The organism is Litorilituus sediminis (assembly GCF_004295665.1).
Taxonomy (GTDB): Bacteria; Pseudomonadota; Gammaproteobacteria; order Enterobacterales; family Alteromonadaceae; genus Colwellia; species Colwellia sediminis.
This window is the reverse complement of the sequence record NZ_CP034759.1, coordinates 3,306,578-3,332,327: the sequence shown is the minus strand read 5'-3', so window position 1 is coordinate 3,332,327 and position 25,750 is coordinate 3,306,578. Positions and strand designations below refer to the sequence as shown.

Below are 25,750 nucleotides of genomic sequence, written 5' to 3'. Positions count from 1 at the left end.
AGCGGCAAATTGCAGCTGGCTAAAATAAGTGAGGCACGAACAAAAAGCCAACTGTAATTTGTCGGAGTTGAAAACCTTTGTTATGTCGTTAACTCTAATGTCATTAATTTGGAATAATCCCCATAACTCGGACAAATTAACGCATTAGGTATAACTTTAAATCCAAACTTAGCCCAAAACATATCTGATCCTTGAACAGCTACCAAAAATATTTTAGCGAAGCCCTGTGATTTGGCCTTATCTATCAAGTTAGTTACTAAGTTCTTAGCTATACCTTTGCCTCTTGCCTCTCGCGCTAAAGCCAAATCATGTAAATATAGATTTATGCTATTTGTAATCTGGATATTTTCATGTAACTTAGGTGGTACTTCACTCGCCCATGGGTGGGCTAATAGATAAGCTAAAATCTTATTGTCATTATTTAAATAAACTGCACAAGTATTGGGGGATGAAATCCACTTACTTTTAAGTACATTTATATCTTCAGGTAATATATCGGTATAAGCCTCTTCTTGAATTTTTAGAATACTATTCCACGAATTTTCTGAAATTAAGCTAATAGACATAATTAATCTCCTGAGACCAGCGCCGTATTCAGCGGCTTGTCCGCTGTAATGTCTTGATACTTATTGAACCTTCTCCCCGAAGCTTAGCGAGCAGCTAAACTTCAAGGCGACAAAACCAAAAGGAGAAAGCTCAATGAAATTCTACACCAAATTACATGATTTTTATTGTGGGATCGACCTACATGCGCGAATTCTTTATGTCTGCATCTTAAATCATCATGGTGAAAAGGTACTTCATCAAAAAATTAAAGCAGAGCAAACCTTACTAAATCAGCTTATTGCACCTTATCTTGGCAATATCGTTGTCGGTGTTGAATGTATGCACCGCTGATACTGGGTCAGTGAATGGTGTGAGCAACAGGACATTGATTTTGTCCTCGGTCATGCGCTTTATATGAAGGCGATTCATGGCGGTAAAGCTAAAAATGACAAAATCGATTCGTATAAAATTGCCTGCTTGCTTAGAGGAGGGAATTTCCCACTCGCATATAACTACCCACAAACCATGCGCTCAACTCGCGACCTATTGCGCAGAAGAACTAAGTTAGTACGTCATGGTCCACAAGCTTAAAGCGCATATTATTAATACCGACAGTCAATACAATTACCCTGCACTTGAGTTGCACATGAAGAATCGTTTACACCTTGGCTGAGCCTGAAACTAACTGAACATGGCTAATAGGCTGAATCATTCGCTTGAATAGTGATAGCAAAGGTTAACCGATAACTGTCTAGTGCCCCAACATGGCTAAAGGATTAAACATGTTGGCAGTGATGAGATCACACTAAGAGAGCCTCAATATGTGTTTGTCGTAAATGATTTTAACGACTAACTGACAGAGCGAAGTAATTGGTTTTGTTGATTGAAAAAATTAGCTGTCTAACGGCAGCTAAAAAAATAAATTTATCTTTCCAGTTATAAAGCAGCTTCGTTGTAATGCCTAACGAGTTAGCAGCTTCGGTTACGCTATAACCTTGTTCTGTAACGAGCTTTACAGCTTCTTCTCTGAACTCATCTGTATATTTCCTTGGTTTTCTTCTTTGCGTCATTTTCACACCTTTATTGTTGGATTAATTATCCTTCATAAAAGTGTGCGGTGCTATTAAATCAGATCAACTCTTGCCTATTGACGGGAAGAAGGTTCATATGTGTTTATTGGGGTAATTGCTCATATGATTTGATGTTTTCTAACCCACAATCCCAATTTGCACGACTAGATGTAAAAATATGTGCATTGGCTTTAATTGATATATCTTGATTGAGACTACCCGCAGGAACAACGAGTAATTTATCATTCATTTGCAAACTTGGTAACGCAGAACCACAGTTAGAACAAAAGCTTTTAATGTGCCTAGTTGAAGGTAATTCATAAGTTTTTATTTTTTCTTGGCCAGATTGCCATACGAGCTTTGCTACAGAAGAAAATAAATTTGAAGCATGCGCTGAACCTGTATCTTTTTGGCAATACTTACAGTGGCAAAGATAAAAGCTTTCAAAATCCCCATCGATTTCAAAATTAACTTCACCACATAGACAAGAACCTGATACGCTCATTCAGTTTGTATCCTCTCTTCTTCATACCAACGGTTAGCTTAAAGGGCTAATAATGCATGGCTATAATCGTGAGGAACGAACGTCAGCCATGCGTTAGACGTCCACACCTTAAACGGCTTGTTAGTGAGCTATTGTGCAATATTTATCAGAGTACTGCATAAAATTAGCTTGATATTTATTTAGCAATAACGCTCTTAATTTGGCCGAGAGTTCTTGGGCAAAAACTTTACCTTTGTGTTCTTTATCGTAAGTTGCGACCGAAAAACAGTCTTTATTTAGGACATTGTTTACCAGAAACTCATATCCGTTCTGATTTTTATATGCTGCCATCATAAAATTTGCTTTTTTATCGGGTAGCATGCCTTCGCCACCTTCAGATGTTTTTTCAAAATCCTCTGTAATAGAGAAGTTATCTAAAACAGCCATTAATTCTGACTGATCTGGTCAAGCTAGGCCGCACACTTTCTCCTTACACTTTCAAACTCGATTGGCGACATATCGTTTAAGGTCGTATGTAATCGAACTGAGTTATAGTATTTGATGTATTTTTCAACATCGATTTTCATGCTTTCTCTTGTTAAGTGATAAACATTTAATAGCCATTCATTTTTCAAGCTTCCGAAGAACCTTTCAACTACAGCATTATCTAAGCAAGCCCCACAACCACTCATGGATGGTGTAATTCGATTAGCCCATAGCTGAGCTCGATAGCGCTTGCTGGTATATTGTGAACCTCTATCGCTATGGAATATTAAGCCTGCTTTGGGTTGGCGTAGGTTAATTGCCATCTGCATAGCTCTCATTGTTAAATCAACGGTCATACGCTTACTTAAAGCCCAACCAATAATACGGCGAGAATGTAAATCCATTACTACAGCTAGATACATCCAGCCTTGGTGAGTTCTCAAGTAAGTAATATCACCAGCCCACGTTTGGTTAGCGCTAGCTGGATTAAACTTACGCTTAAGCAAATTATCTGCAATAGCATGACTATGCTTTCGCATGGTCGTCACTTTGTAAGCTACTCGTTGTTTTACTTGTAAGCTGAGTAACTTCATCAAACTTTTTACTCGGAAAATTCCAATATTAAAACCTTCTTTGCGTAGCAGCTTCATCAAGGTTCTGGCACCAGCACTGCTTCGGCTATCATCAAATAGTCGCTTTATACGACGATATAGTCTTAGCTCATCTGGTGTGATGATTTTAGCTGGCCGCTTAAGCCAAGCGTAATAGGCTGAGCGACTCACTTTTAAAACATTACATAGCGCACTGATTGGAAAGCGCCATTGCTGCTCTTTAATATATTCGAACTTTACTTCATTTCTTTCGCAAAGAAGGCGCTGGCTTTTTTTAGGATTTCACGCTCCATTAGCAAGCGTTTGTTTTCTTTTCTAAGCTTAACCAGCTCAGCTCTTTCATCTTTACTTAATGTTTCGCCTGAAGCTTGCTTAGCAAATTTATCTTTCCAGTTATAAAGCAGCTTCGTTGTAATGCCTAACGAGTTAGCAGCTTCGGTTACGCTATAACCTTGTTCTGTAACGAGCTTTACAGCTTCTTCTCTGAACTCATCTGTATATTTTCTTGGTTTTCTTCTTTGCGTCATTTTCACACCTTTATTGTTGGATTAATTATCCTTCATAAAAGTGTGCGGTGCTATTAAATCAGATCAGACTTAGTTAACCCCTCAACCGAGAAGAAAAAACCATCTACAGCATAATGAGTCTCTCTACTGCATGAAGATAGAATTGAAATTAAACAAATTATCAATAGAACTCGCATACTTCCCTTGCTCACTAACGGTTAGCTTAAAGGGCTAATATACGTGTTGTGGCAGCTCGCTGCCAACGTATATTAGTCCTTTCTTTAAAGCTTTTGTTATATTTTGGGAAAACTAATAAGAGAGATCAGTTTAAGTGCTTGAGTTTTATTAAACTCTCCACCGATGTGATAAATAAACTCTTTTCTAGTAGTATTTAATATAAAGATCTCATCAAATGATCTGGTGGTGCTAATCAAAGTGTAAACCCTCCAGTCACCGTAACTTAATTCAGAAATATCTTTCACAGATTTTAATTCATGAACCTCAAAAGCAGTTTTAATATCAAACCTTTCTGTACCGTTCGCGAGAGCAGAAAAGTACTCTGTTAATGTTAAGTTGTACTTTAAATGTAAGTTCCCATTAACATTTTCTGCTAATTGTTTCATGAAAATATATTCATTGTTATCGTAAATCAATGACATAGATGGCAAGTCAGAATTCATTACATTAACAGAGGAAACATTATTTTTTTGCAGACAAAATTTTAACAGGCTAAATTCAAGCCAATATTTATCATTACATGAGCTAGCTGGAAAACTGTTGGCACATGCAGTAAACGAGAATATAGAAATAAAAAATAATATATTTCTTATCATTATCACTAGACTCCCATAGATGCCAACTTTAAAGGAGACTTAAATTGTAAAATAGCTTTCTTGGCACATGTTAGGGATTGCCCTTCCTCCAGTTGCCTTAACACACTTTTTGTAAAGTTTTTGGCTACCCAAGCAATAGTTGCTCGCCCTCCAGTTGGTCTTGGAACCCAATTTAATGCAGTAGTGCATTTTTGTGTTTCCAAAATCATTTTTCCAAAAACCTCTGCTACTTTTTGGTTTGCATCTCCCGTAAATTTAATATTAAGACCTGCACCTTTATAAAATGCATTGATTGCTTCTTTTACTGCTAATTGTTCGTTCATTTTGAACTCCTTTTCTTTTGATTTAAATATAACACCCGCATCATGCGGCTGATAATAGCTTGCTAAAATGTGCAACGAAGCGAAACTGAGCCAACTGTTACGAATCCGCCTTTAACGCTTTGTTATATTTTTAGTACTTTATTTTCGAGAGAATACTTAATAGCTCTTTGCTGCTAAATTCACCTGTAACTTGATAAACAATATCGCTTCCTTTTTTATTTAAATATATTCTATCGTAATCAACATTACTTCCTATTATGACAAAGGCATATAAATTTCCATTGCTATAAACGGATAGCTTATTTTGAGAATTTATATCAAATGCCGATTTGATAGCACTGAAGTTATCTACATCTATATCCTCACTATACAAGCCCATAAAAAATTCATGAACGGTAAGCCCCAACTTTTTATGTAAATTAGATATTGAGATTTCTGGGGGATTCAACCCAATTGACAACTCTAGACCGTCTTCTTTGATTATCGCAGTAGTTGAACTTATACCTAGAAGATTTACTTCTTCTATTTTTTGTTTCGACACACAAAACGAAAGGTCAACCACTCTTATGCTAAAATAATTACCATTACATTTAGTGCTTGGTAACTTCAATATTGGATTTGCAAATATTGAATGTGACGTCATTAATAAAATGATAAATACACCAATTTTCATAGCTTATTGCCCCATCGATGCCATTTGTAAGTCCGTACGGAAATTTCTAATCACGACTTTTGCACAAGTTAATGATTGTTTATCACTTAATTGGCTAAGTATTCGTTGAGTAAAGTTTCTTGCAACCCACGAAATTGTCGCCTTACCGCCTGCTGGCCTTGGAACCCAATTTAATGCTGACGTGCATTTTTGAGTTTCAAAAACCATTTTTCCAAATACTTCTGCGACCCTTGGGGTTACAGTGCCACTAAATTGTAAATTTAAACCTGCCCCTTTATAAAAAGCATTAATGGCATTTTTAACTGCTGCTTGTTCCTTCATATATGTTCTCCTTGGTTTGATAAAAATATAACACCCTGATAAATGTTTGGCTAAACTTGTATAACGAAGCGAAACCGAGCCAAACTTTACACAGTCCCGCTTGAACAGCTTGTTATACGTAATTTTTATAAAGCATCATCTTCCATTGCCGCTATTGCGCTGTTGCATTGTTCTTCATTTGTAAACGAATAATCGACGGCTAAATATCCAGCACTTTTGCTAGAGGGTTTTGCAGCCATTGCAATGGCTGCAAGGTTATTTTTTAAAGTCGCCTTTGATTCAGCATCCCAGATAGCAAATAAATAACGTTCCTTTTTGATTAAGCCCATCATCCAGTCATTTGGCTCATTCCAAATACTGCCTGAAAGTAACATATCGGTAACTTTACTAGAGCCGTAGGCTTTTTCTAGTTTACCTTGTAGGTTATAGAACGAAGATTTTAACTCAACCCCATAGGTGCTAGTTGATATATCTTTACCTATTGCTTTGATGTAACAAAGCCCTACATCAGGTGCAACTTGGACAATATAAGTATCAAACAACGAATGAGGTTTTGGAACTGAAGATACAGAATATTTGCCTGGAGCAATTTGCTTTGCCTCTCCTCCAATATCTTTCAAAGACATTCCCATTTCCAACCCGAAAGGACCAGCAGCATTTGCAGCACTAGATAGTGCTAATGATAGTAATAACGCTTTTGTAAATTTCATTTTAATTCAACTCCATGTGATGATTATTCTTTTGCGTATAACGCTTTGCTAAGCGGCAATAAAATTGTTGGCTAAAATTAGCGAGGAACGAGCAAAAGCCAACTGTTTTTTGTCCGTTTAAGCAACTTGTTAACTCTCGACTTATATTAACTGATTAAAATCAATTTGATAGCCTGCAGATTTCATTTCCTTGGCAATATCAATTTGCCAATCCTTGTCACTAATATAAACGATACCACTTATATCATTTGGAAGCTCAATTGAACCTTCTACTAAAGGAGCAACATTACTTCTACCTAGTTTGCCAATTAAATAGCCATGTTCAAAGACAACATTTTGCCTTGCTCTAAAATTAAGTTCGCCACTCTCTGCAGATGACTTAACATTACCTAAATCATCTGGAGTATATAGCACAACACCAAAGCTGACTTCATTAGAATATTGCTCAATTTTTTCAATTATAGTCATACCTTTACTTGCTTTTTCATGTAGTACAATTGCTTCAAAACCAAGTTTTTCAATAAAACGAGCTACTTTCTCTTTCGACTCACCATCATGACCATGAACAATAAAAACTTTATTTTTTAGTTTACTTTGTTTGTTATTATCTTGAGCTAAATTTTCTTTAATCTTAGGTGTCGTGGCAACCTCATATTCGTCGTTTTGAATATCCAAGATCAATGAATCTAGATAAGAAAGTATTGTGTCACCGTCCTGTCTCCAAAAGTGTTGAGCATCACTTTCAAGGCTTCTTTGAGCAAAGTAAACAGACCGATTTAATTTTGAATTTAATCTCGATGATTCTCCAGCTAGCTCTTCATCAAGGAATTGACCAAATTTACGTCGCCATGTGTTAAAGCGATCCCTACCGTAAGCTCTTCCTCTAGTTTCAAATGCTTCAAGAACCTCTCCAGTTAAGCGATCTTTAAATGCAGTGATTGATTCGATAATTGAAGTTTTATCCATGATTGATCCGTAAAGAGAGTTAACAGTATATTATGTAGACTTCTCAGTAATGTCCGCCTACTTTCATCCTCTTAATTTAACAGGAAAGTTAAAAGATTCAAATCGTTAAGTGTTCTCTTTGTGGTTGATACCGGCTGTTCAGGGGGATTACTGAAAATTCATAGTAATATCCCACTGAATGACTGCTATTTAATTGCTATAAAATGCGCCTACTAATTGCAGGTGTAAGAAGTGACTTTCCACTGAACGAGCCTGATGCGAATATATGTGGGATTTCCAGCGTAGTTTCCCCGAAAAAACGGTTAGAAATAGTCGACACTGAGCTTTGCCAATGGCAAGTAAAGCTTGATGAAAAGGTCACGCCAAAATTAGGTGATATTTCTCGACTGTGCAAACTTTAACTAATTATTTAATGGAAAAGCATCTTTAAATAACATACTAACCACTTATGCTTGGCTAAACCTCTAGTGTGAAAACCCTATGGTTTAGCCTACTGCTCTTTAGAAAATGTAAGATAGGCTCTTGTTACAGGAATGGCAATTTGCGAAATTAATGCAGTGCCCCATAGTAGATTACCAACAAGTGCAGGTACGTAAGGTAATACCAACAAGGTTGCTAACGCCAAAGCCACACCAAACATGCGTACTTTAGCGGTTGCAAACCTGTGAGCTATACGCGCTTCGATGTTGTATTGAATCCACAGCAAACAAAGTAAGTAAGATGCAAGCCCAAGACAACCTATAACGCCGTACTTAAGTGGGTACGGGTCCCAAAAGCCTACTTTCACTTCACCTGCAAGTGCAACACCCACCATAACAGCAGAAAGCATAAGGAACAAATGCGCTAACCACCAGTTCACTAGCGTCCATTTTTCTTGGTTTTTAGGTTTGCCATTACCGACAAAGTCGAAGTAAATCCAGCAATGAACAAATACGGCGATACCACCAAAGATAAAGTTAAATAATACTTCGGGGGTGACTTTATATACCCCTTTTTCTGACAGTGTAATCACTAATTTAAAAAAGCCTTCTCCTACCACGATTAATAAAAGTAACGCAAAGCGCTCCGACATATGGCCTAATCGAGGCAAAAACCGCTTACATTCGAGAACGCCAATTTTAGGCAGCATATACAGTAATTGAATAGACAAAATGGCCAGCGCGAATAAAACAAAGCTGTATGGTGCAGGTAAAAAAGCGCTTATGGCAAAGACAATAGCAAGGATAAAGAAATTCCGACTTACGGTACGTGACAGCACAGTCGCTTCAACACCTAGCCTATTTGTTCGATGATATAAGTAGGCGGTTATCATCCTATTAGCTGCATAGGCTAATGCGAAATAGAGCCAACCTTTACCTAACACATGAGGAATTGATGCTGCCATCACCATTGCAGTAACAATTTGGCAAGACATGATTAATCTGTGCTTTACGTCAGTGCTGACATAAAGCGAGTTAAATACGCTGGAGTCGGCCCATGCAAACCACACGGCAATAAAAAGCCCTACAAAGGCTAGAAAACCATCCACGCTTAAGTGGTCACTTAAAAAATTACCTAACAAGAAGATGATGACCACATGGATCAAATCATAAAACAACTCTACCCAATGTACATGGTCATGCGCATCTTCATGATCTAAGTGGTGCTTTGGTAATCGCCACATTGGATGGTTTTCTAATGGCATACTATTTCTCCGGCTTTTCCCACGCATAAGCTTTCATCGCCTCATCTACGTCTGTATGGGTTAAGGCATTAGTGAAGTTAGAAATGAGTTTAGCAGCCAATCCCGTCAATACTTCTAGTGCTTGGCGTTTGCTATAACCTGCGCTTAAAAATGCATTTAACTTGTCATCGCCGATATGGCCTCTAGTGTCCAATAGTGCTTTAGTAAAATCATGAAGCGCCTGAAGTTTTGTATCAGGTAGTTCAGTTCCATTTCTTAAAGCATTAATAACATCATCAGGCATGTTAGCTGACTTCATCATCCAAGTATGACCAGGCACACAATAGTGGCAATTATTTTCAAAGTTTGACGTCATAAATACCACTTGTTGCTCAAGCGGAGTAAATGTTGTCTCTTTCATAAAGCTGGTAAATGTTTGGTTGTACGTTTTATAGGTTGCTGGCGCTTCAGCTAAGATTTTATGAAGGTTAGGAATCATGCCAAAGCCAGCTAAAGATTGCTCCATTAACGGCTTTGATTCTTTAGGTGCCGTATCAGGCTCGTAATAAGTAAACATAATAACTTGTCTCTATTTTAAATATTAAGGTAGTAATGCGATATGAGCAGATTCAACGTTCGCGTCTTTTACAAATGTATTACTCGCTACCACTCGCTAGTAGAGTCTTTCTCATCACTACTTATGCATACCACGAATAGGGTAATTGTTATCTGGGTTGCGTATCCAACCTAAGCCACTGATTAAAGACTGAAGCTCTGGTCTGACAAACGGGTTATTGGAAATATCCACTACCTGTACTTTACCGTCACGATTAACGACAAAAAGTCCCGGCTCAGCAAATGGATGATCTGTCTCTTGTGGCGATCTGGGATCAGATATATACAAGCCAAGCTTTTGCATTTGTTCAACGGTCAAGCCATAAGCGATAGGGAAACTCACATCAAGTCTTTCCATATGACTTGCTAGTTGTTCCTTGCTATCGCCTGAGACGGCGATTAAATCTACGCCTGTTTGTGCGAGTAAGCTTTTCGCGCTTTCCAATTGGTTCAGGTACTTTGTACAAAGAGGGCAATGCTGACCTCTATATACAACAACCATTTGCCAATCTAAGCCATTTTCAGGTGTGGATAGTGTTTTCACATCACCGTTTAATAACTTGGCTTCAATATTGGGAAAATAAGATCCAGCGTGAAGTTTATTGGTATATTCAATGCTCATCTTAGCCTCCTAAAAATGTTTGTTAATGTGGTTTTCAAAGCGTTTGAAGTCATTTTCAACATCAGCATTTTTCATCACATCGAAACAGGCAAAGCTTTCCATTGCTTTCATGCCAAAAAACTTAAAGTTCATGTGCATAGGGAACATTAAATCGTCGATTGATTTACCATCAAAAAACTCATCTTTATCATTAAAAGCTTCTTCTGGCGCATTAAAGGTAAGCGACATCATGTATTGGGTATTCGTTAACGTGCCGCCCATGCCATAATTTTTCTTAGGTGCGTCTTCACTACGGCCGTCACCAACACATAATGCGCCCCCCATACCTGCAGTATAGACTTCATCCATATATTTCTTAAATGACCAAGGACCCCCCATCCAATTACTTGGTGATTGCAGCAAGACAACATCTGCCCATTGATGATGTGCTAATTGCTCTTCAACATCATACTCATCGCTCATGGTAACTACGCGAGTGTGGTAACCTTTACCTTCAAGCATGGTTACTGCTTTATCAACTAAGGCAGCATTTAGCTTACCTTCTGAGAATGGGTAGTATTGGTGGGCATTAATAATTAATACCTTCTTTGGCTCAGTAGTGCTCATAAAATCACTCCAAAATAAATGTCAGTAAAAATAAGTAAGAGAAGCACTCTCTCACTCAACCAATATGTGGTATATTTTAGTTACCTGAAGTGTATTATCAATTAGTATACTTTTAGTAACCTAGTAGTTTTGTAAGGAGAAGTAATGGAAAGTGTTGTAAAAACAGATAGTAAAGGTAGAAAAAAAGTTTTAAACGCATGCACTGAACCTTGCGCTATTGAAAAAGGTATGCGTTTAATTGGCGGAAAGTGGAAAGGCTCGATTATTTATCATCTTAAAGATGAGCCTGTACGATTTAATGACTTAACTCGTATGCTTGGCGGTGCTAGCAAAAAAATGGTCGACCAACGCCTAAAAGAACTAGAAAGTGAGGGAATGGTTCTTAGAAAAGTGATAAGCGATAGGCCTGTTGCTGTAACTTATGAGTTAACCGATTTTGGTAAAACCGCACTGAGTATTTTAGATGAGCTAAGGGTTTGGTCAGAATCCCATCAAATATAGTTGAGAATACTTGATTGATAAACTTATTGTTTGCGCTAAGATTAAGCTAACTACTCTCTTTAAATTAATCAAAAATATGCACTATATATTGAGGTTATTTATTTACCTGTTATCCATGCTGCCCATCAATTTAATCGCAATGGATATTAATATTAGTGCAGCTCATTGGCCAAACTACACAGAACAAGATGGCAAAGGAATTTATTTAGAACTGATATCAGCTGTCTACCCAGATGATAAGTTAACTTTTGATATTAGTAGTTTTGCTAGAGCCAAAAGACTGTTCAATCAAAATAAATCAGATATTTTAGTGGGTGTTTATATGGATGATAAAAATGAGCTCAAGCAGGTGCTATACCCAAAATTCCACATTGATATCGATGCGCCAATCATAGCCATATACAACCCTCTGTTCAATAACATAACGACAAAAGACGATATCCAATTTAAAACCGTCAGTTGGTATGAAGAATATAGTTTTAACAAATATCTGCCCAACAATATTACTCAATATCTGTTTAAAGACCTAGATACAGCATTTAGCCTTTTAGAGAAAGGAAGAACAGATGTTGTGGTTGACTACAGGCACAATTTAAAAGAAAAACAGTTAGCCATATTCAAAACCATCACACTCACTTCGAACAAGCAGTTATTTATTGTTTTTAAAGATAATAAAAAAGGACACGAGCTAAGTAGGCAATTTGAAATTGCCATGCCTAGGCTAAAGTCATCTGGATTTCTACAAGAACTGTACGGCGCTAACTATCATTTAGCTAAGTTCAGGTGCATTAGTTCAAGCAACTGCCAGTGAGCAATTAACCATAGATATCATCAGCCGATAATAACTAAAAGTAATTAAATAACAAAACTACTCTCTTCTATCGATAAAGCATATTCTCTAAATTCCATATCGGCTTTTAAAATATGTTTAGCTAGCCAGTTATACAAGAAAATGCCAATTTTATGATGTACATCGGCATCATAATCCTCAAGTTTTTCCTGAATAAGTAAAAACTTTTTCCTTAATTCATCATGCTTTTTCACATGCTCAGTCGTGTTTGGGTAATTAATTTGTCTTAACAAGTTTTCTTCACAATCAAAATGTAAATCGATATAAGCGCTTAAGCTTTGAAACAATGCCAAAGCGGCTGACTTTCCTTCTTGATGAAAAAATTCATTAATCATAGAAAACAACATTTTATGCTGTTCATCTATTTCATGATTACCTACGCTATATTCAGGTAACCACCTGATATCTCCCGTTGCTGGATCCGGTTGCTGATGTATCACATGTGCTGGTTCTTTCACGGCTTTAGCAACACTTTTTAAAATGGCACTTTTCTTCGAGGGTTTAACTAAATAGCCACTTAACCCAAGAGGTATCCACTGTTTTAATACCGACTTATCTCGCTCATGGGTATAAGCAATAACAGGGACATTATTTTCTATTTTTCTTAGATGTCTAGTAACATCTAAGCCGCTAACATCAGGCAAATCGTAAGCTAATAACACAACATCAGGTTTGAATGCCTCAATTTGGCTGATGGCTTCTCGCCCCCGATTAACAAGCAAATACTTAAATACAGTTTCAGCAAAAATCTCCTCAATAACGCGAGAAAATAAATCTGAAGGCTCTGCGATTAATATTTTATAACTTGCAGACTTACTGTGTTCATCAGATAAGGCTTTTGGGTTAACCCCTAATGCGCTTTTACGTTTGGGGGCATGATAACTTTCAATATTTTGCTTAAGCGATTGATTATTGATTTTTAGCTCAATCAACTGTTCTACAATAGAATCAATACTTTGACTAACGCTATCATTCATTTCATTAAGACTAATACCGGCAATATTTTGCAATGCGGCTTTCGTTTTTCCTGCATCTTCTAGCTTATTTGCAGCTTCAACAATATTGTTCTCGCACTTTTGCACTTGATGCTGAAAAGAGCGCTTTAATGCAACGCCATGTTCAATACATGAGGCTAGTTGCTCCTCTCCACCTTCAATAAGCCGCTCAATGCTGTTATTTTTATGACTCTCTATTATTTTCAACTCATGCAGTAATACCAGCTTTAATCTAAATGGCTCATTTAACGGATTAATAATGGCATAGTTATCAAATAAGCCATTTTCACACGCTAAATAAGCACAGGCAGTTTCCCGGTTATTAATTAATAATATCGCGCTATGCGGGGCAATGTTCTGCTCGTATTCTTCAAGGTACTCAATATAAAACTCAATAGTGCTTTTCACATTGTTAGAAGATAGCAAAACCACTTTCGGCTTCATTTCAACAATGTCATGCAGTGTGTTGGTGTCGAACTTATAGGTTTTAAAATTAAGCTCTAGTGACATTATCTGCTCTATAGCAGACTCTACACTGTCTTTATCTTGATAAATCATCACCACATCAGGCTGATTAGCGCTAATCATATGCTTCATTTTTCTCCCCAAACTTAGATAGCTGACATTCCTTATGATAATTTGTTAACCATAATTCAAACTGCTCGGCTGGTAAGGGCTTGCTATAAAAGTATCCTTGCTGATTAAAGCAGCCTAACTTAGTTAACTTTTTAGCCTGTTGCTTAGTTTCAACCCCTTCAGCAATAAGGCTGACATTAAAGGTTTTTGATAACAGTATTAACGCCTGAATAATCGCTTCATCTTTTCTAGAGTAGACAATCCTATTAACAAAGCACTTATCAATTTTAACGTTATCAATAGGCATATTTTTTAAGCGCTGCAAAGAAGAATAGCCAGTGCCAAAATCGTCAATCGCTACTTTCACTCCAAGCCCTCTAATAGCTGATAATATTGGACTATGATGACAATTACCTTCAGAAAAAACTGACTCGGTAACTTCTAGTTCTATGGCATCACCAGGGATCATCTCTTTAATTAACGTTTCCCTTACCTGGGCAAGTAGATCATTGCGTTCAAACTGCCTTAACGACACATTAATAGCCATAATGCCAGTAAAAATATTATTAATGCGCCATTGCCTTAATTGCTTGCAGGCAGTTTCTAAAACAAAACTTCCTAGCTCTTTAATGGCTCCGCTTGCTTCTGCTATCGGTATAAATAAATCTGGCCCTATCATGCCTTGAGTCGGGTGATTCCAGCGTAGTAAACATTCAATGCCGTACACTTCATGAGTTAGCGTATTAATTTGTGGTTGATACCAGACTTCAAAATTCTTATTTGCTATGGCAGTAGAAATTTCTGCCTCTAACTCAAGTCGTTGGGTGATCTTCGCTTTTTCTCTTGCATCGAATAAGCTGTAATGATTACCGCCTGAGTTTTTTACTTTCGACATGGCGACATCAGCAAAAGAAATCAGCTCTCTAATATCATAAGAATCTTTAGCAAACTGACTTACTCCAATACTGATACCTATCTTAAATTCACCAAATTTAGTTTGAAAAGGCGCTTCAAAAAGCAATAAAATTTGTTGGCATATTTTGTCTATATTACTTAGCGCCTTTTCCCCCTCAATAACGACAATAAACTCATCACCACCGCTGCGGGCAATTAAATCATTATTACGTAACTTAGCTTCAAAGCGCTGAGCCACCGATTGCAGCAGGGCGTCACCTACATCATGGCCTAAGGTGTCATTGATAACTTTAAAGCGATCTAAATCACAAAAAAGCACGGCAAAATGTACAGGTGAACTATGATGGAGTGAGCAAAGGTGTTTTAACCGTTCAAACAATAGATAACGGTTAGGCAGGCTAGTTAAAGAGTCATGATAGGCTTGAAAATGTCGCTCTTCTTCTGTTTTTTTGCGCGCACTAATATCTGTGAATTGCGCAATATAATGAGTTATATGCTGATGCTTATCTCGGATAGAAGAGATATTTAACCACTCAGGATAGATATCACCATTTTTTCGTTTATTCCAAATTTCTCCTTGCCAATGGCCTTTAGATTTTAGCTCGCGCCAAAAGCTTTGATAAAAATACTTATCTTGTTTACCAGAATTAAGAATAGCAGGCGTTTTGCCTATCACCTCAAGCTCAGTGTATCCGGTAATTTTGTAAAAACTATGATTAACAGTCTGAATGATGCCGTCAGCATTAGTAATTACAATTGCTTCATTTGACTGATTAAAAATTTGCTCAGAAATAGAAAAGCTAAATTTCGCTTGTTCAGGCAAATTACTTACCTTAAACACTAATAAAATATACGCCTTTTGTGCTATTTGTTGAGTAAAGAAACATACCTCAACGGGTAGTTTATCTGCATCTTTTCTTGTTAAACTGGAGAAGTAATGTCCAAATGCAAAACCTTTGCTTTGGCTTTTAAGTGTGGTTAAAAAGTTATCATCTAAAAAGGTAATATTTTCGTTTAATAATTCTGCCCGATTAAAAAAGCTCATAGCAAGCAGTTGCTGATTTATATCAACAATATTATGTTCTGCATCTATGGTTACTACACCAGCTGATAACTCTGCTGCTACGGCAGTACTAAGTAAAGACATGGCTTACTATTCCTTTAAGCGAAGAATTATTATCATCTCCTTAAATTAATAGCAAAAATATCTTATTTTTCAACCTTACTTACCCCAAGGATTAGCAGGTTTATTTCCCCAAGGGTCAGCTTTGCCAGCATTTTTTTCTCTGGTTTTCTTTGCACGTTTAAGGCGCAAGTTTTCCGCATCTTCCAAACTTAACTCTCTTGGCTCACCTACCTTTTGGTGCAGTGGCACAATGCGATCACGCGGTGGCAGTTCAAATTGCTTGCTATCAGCTTTAGGTAAGCTTTTGTATTGATACATATAAAAAGCTTCTACTTTTTCTTTCGCCCATTCCGTTTTCTTCAAAAACTTTAAGCTGGAAGCAATACTTGGCTTGGTTTTAAAACAATTTAAATTTAAGTATGCATACAAGATTTCCCAACCATAATGAGCCACCATTTGTTTTAAAACGTCTTCTAAACTGACGCCATGTAATGGGTTATTCTTATATACTTCTTCACTATGTTTCATCTTGCTACTCAGCTCACCAAAATTTTGCTCATTATAAGTTTTAGCAAGGTTAATAGATAGCCGTTTTGCTCACCCTGCCATAATTTTGCCTGATTTGCGCTTAACATTGCCATAATGCCGTCAGTCGCAAGGCCAAGTTGCTTGTTTTAATTCTCTGAACCAACTTAAGGAGAATTATTGTGATACGGCCAATAGCAAAAGAAAAACCTTCAATTTACCACGACTCTTTTTATCGTTATAAAAAAAAGCGCTCCCCCTTGATATGGCTTATTGTCATTATTCCTGCCATTGTTTTTGCAGTGCTATTTATCAACTCAAGTTCAGCGTCTGAGTTTCGCCAAAACTCGCAAACGAAACAGGCAATACTCAATGAGCTAACAAGTGGTCAGCTACTACTTGGCTCAGCAAGTGATGCTCATTCGGCATTATTAGTTAACTCTGATGCTAAATTCGATATCAATGGGCTAGTTGCAACAGTTACCCTGACTCAGTCTTTTATTAACCCAAACAACACTCAGCTAGATGGCTTATATGCCTTTCCCTTACCTGATAACGCCGCCGTTAATTACCTTCATATACAAATTGCTGATCGCATTATTGAAGGTAAGATTATGGAAAAAGCGCAAGCAGTGGCCGCTTTTCAAAAAGCGAAAAAACAAGGCAAAAAAGCCAGTTTGCTAGAGCAGCACAGAGCAAACTTATTCACTAATAAAATTGCCAATATTGCCCCTCATGAGCAAATTACTGTCACTATCAAGTATTTTCAACATATTGATTATGCTGATAATACTTTTAGCTTACGTTTCCCTATGACATACACGCCGAGGTATCAACCACTCGATGCCAGCATGACATTATCAACACCATTACCTGCTTTTTTTAGCAATAAAATTAAGCAGGTACCAGGTAATATCAGCCTAAAGGTCAGCTTAAATGCTGGTGTTGAATTGCAAGCAATAAAGAGCCCATCGCATGCAATTAAACTCACTAACATTGAAAATAGCGAACAGGCATCTTCCCCCTTCCCAGCCTCACAAATAACACAAGTTAACGTAGGAAACGTGCAAGTCCCTATGGATAAAGATTTTATTTTGCAATGGCAAGCTACACCTAGCAATGAGCCAAGATTAAGCGTGTTTAAAGAGAAGAAAGATAATGCCATTTATGCGCTGGCAATGTTAATACCACCGACGCAAACCAATGCCTATTCCATCGCTGATTTTGCCGAGCAAGCAACGCAATTTCCCCGAGACATTACCTTTATTATTGATACCTCTGGCTCTATGCAAGGCGCTTCAATTGAGCAAGCTAAGCAAAGTCTATTCTTTGCCTTAAAAACCTTAGCGCCAACCGATAGCTTTAATATCATCGCCTTTTCATCGCGCTTTCAACAAGCGTTTAACAGCACGGTTATGGCAAACCAAGCCAATATTTATCACGCCAGAGAGTTTATTCATAAGCTCAACGCCAACGGTGGAACGCAAATGTATCAACCACTGGCACAGGCACTGCAAATGCCATCCGCCGCAGAACAAACAGCCAAAGCGATTAAGCAAATTGTCTTTATTACCGATGGCGCCGTCAGTAATGAACTGGATTTATTTCGCTTATTACATCAAAGCCGAGATATTCCACGACTTTTCACTGTCGGTATAGGCGCTGCGCCTAATGGCTTCTTCATGCGTAAAGCAGCGGAGTTTGGTCGCGGTAGTTATACCTACATAGGCAAGGTAACCGAAGTGAAAGAGAAAATGTCAGCCTTGCTTGGCAAGATCACTCAGCCCGTATTAAAAGATATTAAGCTGCAATTTCAGCCCTTACACTTAGGCTCAATTGAACAATACCCAAAAAAGATCCCTGATTTGTACCAAGGTGAACCATTACTTATCACCTTTAAAAGCGCATTAATGCCCAATAGCATGCAAGTATTTGGCGAGCAAGCAAACTCACCTTGGCATCAAGAGCATAGCTTTGCAGAGCAAAAACAAAGCTTAGGTATCACGCCAATTTGGGCGCATGCCAAAATTGAAGAATTACTCGACAGTATAGTCACCGGCACACCACAAGAGGTAGTGAAACAACAAGTGATTGCTACATCACTGAGTCATCAAGTGCTATCGCCCTACACTAGCTTTATTGCTATTGAACAAACACAGGCACAGTCAGATGAAAACACAACGAACGCTAAGAGCAAAGCTAGCAATAAAAAGGCAACACCCGTACCGCAAACCGCCTTAGATTGGCAACCTTCGTTATACGCGGGACTGCTTATGTTGCTAATTTCTATGGTAATGCAAGCAAGGCGCAGTATCGCCATCAGTAAAAAATCTTCAGCGGCGAACAAAGGCACGCTATGACACGCATTAGCCTACCGCTATGCCTAAGCGCCCTGGCATTGAGCTTAGTACTTTATAGCGCTTGGTTACCAGCTAAGGCTTGGCTAGCCCATGCGCTAATAAAACATAGCTGGCAGCAAAAACAACGAGAAGGCGGCCAATTCAAGCCTTGGCCTTGGGCAGATATGCATGCCATCGCCAGCTTAAAGCTTGCCAGACTCAATCAAGAAATCATTGTTTTACAAGGCGCAGATCCCAGCAGTTTAGCGTTTTCAGCCGGGGCAATGCATGGCTATAGCGAACTAAACCGTCATTCACCTGTGGTCATTGCTGGCCACAAAGACAGTCATTTTAGTTTTTTACAGGACATACTTATGAAAGATGTTATTTCTTTAACCAATGCCAAAGGCATCAATCAGCTTTACCAAGTAGAAAACATCGATATTATCGACACAGCTGATACCGATATTGTCTTGGCAGAGAACCAGCCGAACCTCATCCTTATCACCTGTTACCCTTTTGACAGCTCAACCGCTGGCGGCACAATGCGCTATGTTATAACTGCTAAACTATTAGGTGAATCAGGATAAATAAGCCCTGAGCTCGGTTTAATAAGCCCTGAGCAATTAAGGGCTCAGGGCAATACCACTAGAATTGATAAGCGATTGGCTCATTACCATCCCAAGGTATGATGGCAGCGCTACCATCAGCTTTGCGAATTTCAATACTAAATTGCTCGCCATCACGTTTTGAGCAAATATCAAAATTTTCGCCAAAGGCTTGTATCTTGCGCAAACACATTTGGTTCCACGTACTTGGCAAATAAGGTGCTAACTTAAAACGTTTAAAGCCAGTTGGCTCAATACCAAAGATACCTTCAGTCACCACACGGGCATACAGTGCACTTTCTGCCGATAAATGACGCTGATCCCCTTCAGGCCAAGCTTCTACCGCATAAGGTACATGCTCGCCTAGTAAACGTTTACGTGAATAGTATTTAAAATAGCGCATGGCGGTATCAGTTTCTTTGGCAGCAAAAATACCGCGAAAGGCATAAAGCGTAGCTCTATCCCAAAAAGTTTTGTTACCTGCTTCACTATAAATGCCATCGGCACTCCATAAATGTTCAGATAACACTGCCGCAAGCGTGCCTTCTTTACGATCAAACACGCCAAAAGAAAATGGTAGCGCTATCCAGGCACGTAACTTGTCATTACCTTGATAATATTGATAGGTTTCAAAACCTTGCACAGTCGCAGCAAAATAGCTATTTATAGCTTGTAACAAAGCTGCTGCTCTTGCTTGATAATCATTTGCTTTGCTATCGTTGCCTAGTTCTTGATGTACATAACTGCCTGATATTAAAGCGCCATAAGTAAGCATATTAGTACTTAAATTAACATCACCCGCTGGAAAACGTCCTTCTAATTCATCACTATCTGAGGCAATAACGCCCTCTTCGGTTTGCTGAGCAAAACTGTAATCAATACACCAATCAATTAACGGTACTAAGGCTTTTGCTTGAACTTTATCAGCTCTTGCAAGGGCATAGCGACTTGCGCCATAGGCTATCATGGCGCAATCACCGCGATCACCGGCACCATCCCAAATATCTGTGCCTTCAGCAATAATTGATGATGGAATATATTTACCTTCATCATTCATAAAGCGAGCAAAGTGGCGGAAACTATTTATGGCAGATTCATTACCATTAACATCACCTAAAAACGGGAAAAACGGATTAATGTACTCAGCCTGATCATTCGCCCAAATCGCCGCATAATAACGACCGCCACCTGGGCCGTGCATCAAGCCACCTTTGGTATTATAAATACTTTCAGCCGCTCTAATTTTGGCGAAACTAAACATATTATTAAGAATAGGATCTGGCGTTTCTAACTGAAGTTTACTTTGTAAACTGGCAAGATAAGCACGACGATTTTTAATTTCAATATCACTATTAATATCTCGGCTTTCCCCTTGCTTAATGGCTAAATACTGGCTGTTAACTTGAATACTTTCCCCAGGGGCAAGTTCAAACGCGCCCGATTTATCCGATTGAGCAATAATACTGTAGCTGCCGTAAACACCTTTATCTGCGGGGGTTTTCACTAAGTAGTTCAGGCTGCCAATGCTTAGCTGTTGTCTTTGCTGACCCCAGTTGGTAAAAGTGAGCTGTTCTATTAACGCCGGCTTTGTTGTACTCGGTGACAAGGTTCGCGTTAAGGTGACCTCATTGCTTAACTCACCCACTAAGGTTAATACGCCATCAAACGAGACTTGCTTTAAGGTTTCTTGCGCAATAATTTCTCCGTTGAGGGATATTTGTGGCGATACTTCAATAGGAAAATCATGAATTAAACTAGCATGAGTATCATTAGGAATGGTACGCAGCATAGGCCAAACCAACTTACGCTTTAAGGTGAGTTTGCCAGCACTGTCACTACCATAGTAAATAATGGCAGAAACACGTTCACCACTGAATTCAAGATGATCTTGATGACTATCAGATACTTGCCAGTTAATCTCATTACTTGATAATTGCCAGCGATCACTCAAGGTATCTGCCAAGCTATCTAAGTACTCAGACTTTACGCTTTCATTGACTTTTTCTTGTACTGGTTGTTGATCTTGCGCACATGAAAACAACTGGCTGGCAATAACAACAGCCAAGGCGGCTCTTAACATCATCTCTTCCTCACATTAAAACCTCGGGTTAGATTTAATGTATAAAGAGTAACCGAGCAATACTTATTATAAAGTCACTAAAGCTTCTTAAAAAATAAGCAAATAAGAAAATAGTTAGCTTAAAAGAGTACACCTTATAATTTAAGTTAATAGCCTGATATGACTTATAGTATTTATATGGTCAGACTTAACGCTGACAGCGGTTTTTTAATTTATCTTTGTTTATAACTGACATTTCAAGCATTGATGTGTCAGCTATTTTTCTGCATGAGTTTGTCGAAATCGAATATCAAACTGCAAACTTATGACTTTTTGAACTAAAAACGCTTCCTTGCAGGTCTATACTGTCACCTTATACATCAATGAATAATTTAAGATGACAGCAAGCAAAAATAATCTAGTCCTAGGGCTAATCGCCATTTCAACCATGCTACTAGGATTAAGCGTGCTACTTATGGGGCATCATAAGCAGTTATTATTAACCACAGATTTCTACCACCTAACAAAACTATTAAGTGGCAATGCCTTTAGTTATCTAGCTGGAGCTATATTTATATTTTGTGCTCTGCTAAGTATCATGTGCATAAAAAAACCTGAGTTAAACAAAGCTTTAGCCGTGTTACTTATTATAATGAGTGCAGTGCCATTGTTGAGTTTATTCTCTGCCAGCATGTGGATTGAATCTTTAGGTGGTTTTCCAGTCATAGGCTCAGGGCAAGGGGTAATAAAATACTTTGCTTTACTATCCATAGGTATCTTACTTACCAGCAATAAGCTGGCAAATAAAAGCCAACAGTGGTTAGCTATTTTGCCTGTGGTTATTGTGCTTTTGTGGATTGGCGGCATGAAATTTACCGCGCTTGAAGCAAAAGGCATAGAGGATTTAGTGCAAAGTTCACCCTTAATGTCATGGATGTACCTATTGTGGGATGTACAAACCACCTCAAACATTATTGGTGTTTACGATATTATGGCACTGCTGTTATTAATTGCTGCTATCTACAAGCCAAAATTACTCTGGCCAGCATTGTTGATGTCTGGTGCTGTTTTCGTAGTAACCCAAACCTTCTTAATCACTTGGTCTGGTGCTCTGTCTGCTGAAACTCTACTCTCTACTGGCGGGCACTTTTTAATCAAAGATTTATGGTTTATTGCCAACCTTATTATGTTTTATCAGCTAAACCGACAAGGTCTGACTAACAAGGCTAGCAATTAGCCATTGTAAATAAGTGGCTACAGTTCAGGTAACACTATTGATACTGCTTAAGTGCCAACTGCCATAAGCAGTCCTGATCAAGCTCAGTGATCAGTGCTTGCAAGTGACTAAAGATAGCCCGTTGAGATTTAGGCACAAGTACGCGTCGATTATAGCTATCATGCGGCTTTTCAGATAAATGAAAGGTATTTCCCAAGGCTGAGCCTTTTACTAAGTAATCATACATAGAGCGGCCAATAATAGCGGCATCAACACGCCCTTTAGTTAACATAGTTAATAGCGCTGCTTCACCCGCGGTATCGACACGACTCACCTTACCGCCAGCCACTAACTCATTAATACCTGCGTAATAAAAGCCGCGAACACCCCCTATCACTTTGCCCTTTAATGAGTCAGGTGACTGATATTCTAGTGGGGTTGCTTTTAATGAGACAATTTCATCGCGGTCGGTAAATACCGTGCTGGTCCACAGATATTTTTGTTCAGCTTTATCCTTAAACCACTTAGGATTCACGCCTAACAAAATTCCTGGCATCTCATCTCGCTGTAACATGGCTTCAAGGCGCTTTCTTGGTACAAAAGCTAACTCAAATTGATAATTATCGCTCAGCTTATTTAACTGACGAACAAAATCAAAATACAAGCCAGTTTGGTTATCAATATCAATAATCAAAGGAGGCTGCAGATGATACGCATAAACCGTCATTTTAGCTTTAGCTTGAGCTGCAAATGCCGTAGGACAAAGCAATAAAAAAATTAACCAGTACTTTACCATAGAGTCCTACAAGCGAAAAAAAGAGAAAAGATATTACCCTACTAATTAAAAACAAAATTTATAAGATAAGCAAGGTGATAAGCTATCACCTTGCTTATCTTACACCAATTGAATTAACTACCAAGTGCCAATTAAAGTATGATAGTCACTAGCATAGCGCGTGTAATCTAACGCTTGTTGATGATGATCTTGCATATAATTAGCAAAGCTTTGCGCAAACACCCATGAATAGTTAGTCGAAAAACTTTCCCCTGAGTATTTACCATGCATAGCCGAAAACAAGCCTTTAATATTAGCTAAGCCTGAATTCTCATGAATATAAGAATAAGCTAAGCCATAGTGTTGGTACGCTTCACTGGCATCGCCATATTCATCAGAAAATGAATTGACCGATAACGGCTCGTAATTAGCATGTTGCGACTTACTTGCTACCGTTTGACCACTTAAATAAACTGCTTGGCCTTCTAACAACCAGCGAGGTAAGTGGCTAAAGGTGTATGGTGAGCTAGTATATGCCATTTGAATAGTATGAATAAGCTCATGAACGACCACTTGTTGCGGATTTTGACGACTAAACACCGACGGAGCAGAGAAAGAAATACCTAAATTAGTACCTTCACCCCAGCCAATATTTGAGTTGTTATTGGTTAAGCACACATAAATTTTATCTTGATAAATAGCCTCATCTATACTCGATACATAGGGTAATTTGGCATTAAAATGTGCTAATGCTGCTTCTTGTTCAGCGCGAGATAACTTAACAAACTCTGCATATAAATAGTTTTCCAATGGCCGTGAATCACGGCTTTCCATCGGCTGAAAATAACTTCGATCGGCCCATAAATCAAAATCATTTGGCAGAGTCATATTAACTAAGTATTCAGAGGTAACTGCCAGCTCACTTTCATCGCTGGCAATTTGATTAATCCCGTCGACAATCGACAACAATTGTTCATCTTGACTTAAGCTAGCGTAGTTTTGAGGCAAAAGCGCAAGTAACTCTGAGTGATATGAGTTAACGCCTGAATTGTTTATATAAACCAAAGCACGTAATTGCCCTTCAACATAGCTTTTATCTTGCTCAGTTAATGTACCTGCGCTCACCATTTCGGCATACACATAAATATGGGGATTGAAAACTCGCTGCTTTTCAATAGAGCCGCTGGCCATTGAAAGAAAAGCGTTCACCACAAGTGGGGAATATCTTTGCCTGCTATCAAAATATTCACTATTAGAAATGGTAAATGCCGAAGTTGCCGCTTTTAGCCCAGTTTCAACCCACTGTGCCGCTTGGGTAAAATCACTTTCGGGCAAGGACTCTTGACCATAAATTAATGCGTTGTCCGTTTCGTAATAGCGGCTATTAGCATTATTGGCACAATGCTCGCCATTCCAACCAAAGTTTTGCGGCGCATTGGTATTGTTATAAAAAATACCGGTTTGATTGGCATCTTTAAATGTACCAGCGTACTCACTTGGCGTCAGATCAGGCAAGTTAGCGTCGCTTGAAGAGTCATCACCGCCGCCGCTACCGCCACAAGCACTTAGCAATGAAACCAACACACAAGGTAAAACTTTATTTAAAGCAAAGTGTCGCATGAATACTCCTTAGACTACATGCACTTCTTATGAGGAGTAAACAACATAGTAATTTTTAATAAGTATTACAAGCGATTATCTTATACCAAATTGATTAAGTATTTGATCATTTAGCGAGAGTTAAAAGGCTTATAGGCAAGGCGCTAATTGCAAATAATGGTTATTCAGGAGAATATGCTCCTGCACTCTCTAATAAGCTGCATCCATGCAGCGTCCTTGTTAAAATTAGCAACGCGGCATATAAGCCTTTTAAACTCGCCCTTCGGGAGTACAAGAATAACATAATAACTGCACAATATTTATTTGATGTAGAACGACTATATCTTCATAAATCTTGTTTGTTCTGATGCTATTCTTGTAACTCTAAGTGACTAAATATTTAATCAAATTGGTATGACAGAACAAACGTACAAAAACAAATCAATTATGCCATAAACAATATTTGTAGCTGATTAATGGTATTGCTATCAGCAAACAAGCTACAGCCAAGATGCTGCGTAAATTAATGCCGCTTGTAACACTAACACAGTTGCAAAAGCACTTTTTAATACCTTGTTTTTAATATCTGTCATGATTACTCCTTTACTGCATTAACCTTTATCGCAATTGA

Annotated in this window: 26 protein-coding genes and 2 pseudogenes; 7 read left to right on the top strand and 21 right to left on the bottom strand. The window is 38.3% G+C overall.

The window, feature by feature from the left end; genetic code table 11:
* Positions 1-80: 80 nt before the first annotated feature.
* Complete coding sequence (locus EMK97_RS14825; protein ID WP_130603496.1) at positions 81-566, bottom strand: GNAT family N-acetyltransferase; 486 nt, start codon at positions 564-566, stop codon at positions 81-83.
* A gap of 133 nt (positions 567-699) precedes the next feature.
* Here EMK97_RS14825 and EMK97_RS14820 point away from each other — a divergent pair.
* Positions 700-1,201, top strand: a pseudogene (locus tag EMK97_RS14820) (IS110 family transposase); the annotation flags it as partial.
* 268 nt (positions 1,202-1,469) lie between these two features.
* Here EMK97_RS14820 and EMK97_RS19245 read toward each other — a convergent pair.
* From EMK97_RS19245 to EMK97_RS14770, 10 genes and pseudogenes are all read right to left on the bottom strand, one after another.
* A pseudogene (locus tag EMK97_RS19245) lies at positions 1,470-1,616 on the bottom strand (transposase); the annotation flags it as partial.
* 103 nt (positions 1,617-1,719) lie between these two features.
* The gene (locus tag EMK97_RS14810) at positions 1,720-2,121 is read right to left on the bottom strand and encodes a GFA family protein (protein WP_130603492.1); all 402 of its coding nucleotides are present in this window, start codon (positions 2,119-2,121) and stop codon (positions 1,720-1,722) included.
* Between the two features lie 120 nt (positions 2,122-2,241).
* Positions 2,242-2,547 (bottom strand): hypothetical protein, encoded by a 306-nt coding sequence (locus EMK97_RS14805; protein ID WP_130603490.1) that lies wholly within the window; start codon positions 2,545-2,547, stop codon positions 2,242-2,244.
* 23 nt (positions 2,548-2,570) lie between these two features.
* Positions 2,571-3,724 (bottom strand): IS3 family transposase gene (locus tag EMK97_RS14800; protein WP_130598651.1). Its coding sequence is split into 2 segments (ribosomal slippage): positions 2,571-3,466 and positions 3,466-3,724, totalling 1,155 coding nucleotides; the frame shifts between segments, so codons are not numbered across the junction.
* A 272-nt stretch (positions 3,725-3,996) separates the two neighbouring features.
* Positions 3,997-4,536 carry a hypothetical protein gene (locus tag EMK97_RS18955; RefSeq protein ID WP_145963112.1) on the bottom strand — a complete coding sequence of 180 codons (540 nt, stop codon included), beginning with the start codon at positions 4,534-4,536 and terminating at the stop codon, positions 3,997-3,999.
* A 5-nt stretch (positions 4,537-4,541) separates the two neighbouring features.
* Complete coding sequence (locus EMK97_RS14790) at positions 4,542-4,859, bottom strand: hypothetical protein (RefSeq protein ID WP_130603486.1); 318 nt, start codon at positions 4,857-4,859, stop codon at positions 4,542-4,544.
* A gap of 130 nt (positions 4,860-4,989) precedes the next feature.
* A complete protein-coding gene (locus EMK97_RS14785) occupies positions 4,990-5,532 on the bottom strand; it encodes a hypothetical protein (protein ID WP_130603484.1) in 543 nt (180 codons plus the stop codon).
* A 3-nt stretch (positions 5,533-5,535) separates the two neighbouring features.
* Positions 5,536-5,853 (bottom strand): hypothetical protein, encoded by a 318-nt coding sequence (locus EMK97_RS14780; RefSeq protein ID WP_130603482.1) that lies wholly within the window; start codon positions 5,851-5,853, stop codon positions 5,536-5,538.
* Positions 5,854-5,978: 125 nt separating this feature from the next.
* Complete coding sequence (locus EMK97_RS14775) at positions 5,979-6,563, bottom strand: hypothetical protein (protein WP_130603480.1); 585 nt, start codon at positions 6,561-6,563, stop codon at positions 5,979-5,981.
* A 141-nt stretch (positions 6,564-6,704) separates the two neighbouring features.
* Positions 6,705-7,529: a TIR domain-containing protein gene (locus EMK97_RS14770; protein WP_130603478.1), complete on the bottom strand. Its 825-nt coding sequence runs from the start codon at positions 7,527-7,529 to the stop codon at positions 6,705-6,707.
* A 203-nt stretch (positions 7,530-7,732) separates the two neighbouring features.
* Here EMK97_RS14770 and EMK97_RS14765 point away from each other — a divergent pair, with 203 nt between their 5' ends.
* Positions 7,733-7,930: a hypothetical protein gene (locus tag EMK97_RS14765; RefSeq protein ID WP_130603476.1), complete on the top strand. Its 198-nt coding sequence runs from the start codon at positions 7,733-7,735 to the stop codon at positions 7,928-7,930.
* 89 nt (positions 7,931-8,019) lie between these two features.
* Here the strand turns inward: EMK97_RS14765 and EMK97_RS14760 are convergent, their stop codons facing one another.
* From EMK97_RS14760 to EMK97_RS14745, 4 genes are all read right to left on the bottom strand, one after another.
* The gene (locus EMK97_RS14760) at positions 8,020-9,213 is read right to left on the bottom strand and encodes a low temperature requirement protein A (RefSeq protein WP_130603474.1); all 1,194 of its coding nucleotides are present in this window, start codon (positions 9,211-9,213) and stop codon (positions 8,020-8,022) included.
* Between the two features lies 1 nt (position 9,214).
* Entirely contained in the window at positions 9,215-9,769 is a 555-nt protein-coding gene (locus tag EMK97_RS14755; RefSeq protein ID WP_130603472.1) for a carboxymuconolactone decarboxylase family protein, read from the bottom strand.
* Between the two features lie 117 nt (positions 9,770-9,886).
* Positions 9,887-10,429 (bottom strand): peroxiredoxin-like family protein, encoded by a 543-nt coding sequence (locus EMK97_RS14750; RefSeq protein ID WP_130603470.1) that lies wholly within the window; start codon positions 10,427-10,429, stop codon positions 9,887-9,889.
* Positions 10,430-10,438: 9 nt separating this feature from the next.
* Positions 10,439-11,035: an NAD(P)H-dependent oxidoreductase gene (locus EMK97_RS14745; protein WP_130603468.1), complete on the bottom strand. Its 597-nt coding sequence runs from the start codon at positions 11,033-11,035 to the stop codon at positions 10,439-10,441.
* A gap of 144 nt (positions 11,036-11,179) precedes the next feature.
* On the opposite strand from EMK97_RS14745, the gene EMK97_RS14740 reads away from it, so the two are divergent.
* Positions 11,180-11,536 carry a winged helix-turn-helix transcriptional regulator gene (locus EMK97_RS14740; protein WP_130603466.1) on the top strand — a complete coding sequence of 119 codons (357 nt, stop codon included), beginning with the start codon at positions 11,180-11,182 and terminating at the stop codon, positions 11,534-11,536.
* 10 nt (positions 11,537-11,546) lie between these two features.
* Positions 11,547-12,347: a type 2 periplasmic-binding domain-containing protein gene (locus tag EMK97_RS14735; RefSeq protein ID WP_130603464.1), complete on the top strand. Its 801-nt coding sequence runs from the start codon at positions 11,547-11,549 to the stop codon at positions 12,345-12,347.
* A gap of 44 nt (positions 12,348-12,391) precedes the next feature.
* Here the strand turns inward: EMK97_RS14735 and EMK97_RS14730 are convergent, their stop codons facing one another.
* From EMK97_RS14730 to EMK97_RS14720, 3 genes are all read right to left on the bottom strand, one after another.
* Positions 12,392-13,978, bottom strand: a complete 1,587-nt coding sequence (locus EMK97_RS14730) for a bacteriohemerythrin (protein ID WP_130603462.1) — start codon at positions 13,976-13,978, stop codon at positions 12,392-12,394.
* Positions 13,962-16,019: a sensor domain-containing protein gene (locus tag EMK97_RS14725; protein WP_130603460.1), complete on the bottom strand. Its 2,058-nt coding sequence runs from the start codon at positions 16,017-16,019 to the stop codon at positions 13,962-13,964. The genes EMK97_RS14730 and EMK97_RS14725 overlap by 17 nt, the downstream gene beginning before the upstream one ends.
* Positions 16,020-16,094: 75 nt before the next feature.
* Positions 16,095-16,526, bottom strand: coding sequence for a VF530 family protein (locus EMK97_RS14720; RefSeq protein WP_130603458.1), 432 nt, complete (start codon positions 16,524-16,526; stop codon positions 16,095-16,097).
* Between the two features lie 179 nt (positions 16,527-16,705).
* Here EMK97_RS14720 and EMK97_RS14715 point away from each other — a divergent pair, with 179 nt between their 5' ends.
* A complete protein-coding gene (locus EMK97_RS14715) occupies positions 16,706-18,883 on the top strand; it encodes a marine proteobacterial sortase target protein (RefSeq protein WP_170176776.1) in 2,178 nt (725 codons plus the stop codon).
* Complete coding sequence (locus EMK97_RS14710; RefSeq protein WP_130603454.1) at positions 18,880-19,452, top strand: class GN sortase; 573 nt, start codon at positions 18,880-18,882, stop codon at positions 19,450-19,452. The genes EMK97_RS14715 and EMK97_RS14710 overlap by 4 nt, the downstream gene beginning before the upstream one ends.
* 58 nt (positions 19,453-19,510) lie before the next feature.
* On the opposite strand, the gene EMK97_RS14705 is transcribed toward EMK97_RS14710, so the two are convergent.
* Positions 19,511-21,553: a hypothetical protein gene (locus tag EMK97_RS14705; RefSeq protein WP_246028804.1), complete on the bottom strand. Its 2,043-nt coding sequence runs from the start codon at positions 21,551-21,553 to the stop codon at positions 19,511-19,513.
* A 373-nt stretch (positions 21,554-21,926) separates the two neighbouring features.
* Between EMK97_RS14705 and EMK97_RS14700 the strand changes: the two genes are divergently transcribed.
* Positions 21,927-22,766: a DUF417 family protein gene (locus EMK97_RS14700; RefSeq protein WP_246028803.1), complete on the top strand. Its 840-nt coding sequence runs from the start codon at positions 21,927-21,929 to the stop codon at positions 22,764-22,766.
* Between the two features lie 34 nt (positions 22,767-22,800).
* Here the strand turns inward: EMK97_RS14700 and EMK97_RS14695 are convergent, their stop codons facing one another.
* Complete coding sequence (locus EMK97_RS14695; protein WP_130603452.1) at positions 22,801-23,541, bottom strand: substrate-binding periplasmic protein; 741 nt, start codon at positions 23,539-23,541, stop codon at positions 22,801-22,803.
* 117 nt (positions 23,542-23,658) lie between these two features.
* Entirely contained in the window at positions 23,659-25,140 is a 1,482-nt protein-coding gene (locus tag EMK97_RS14690) for a gluzincin family metallopeptidase (RefSeq protein WP_130603450.1), read from the bottom strand.
* Positions 25,141-25,750 lie beyond the last annotated feature (610 nt).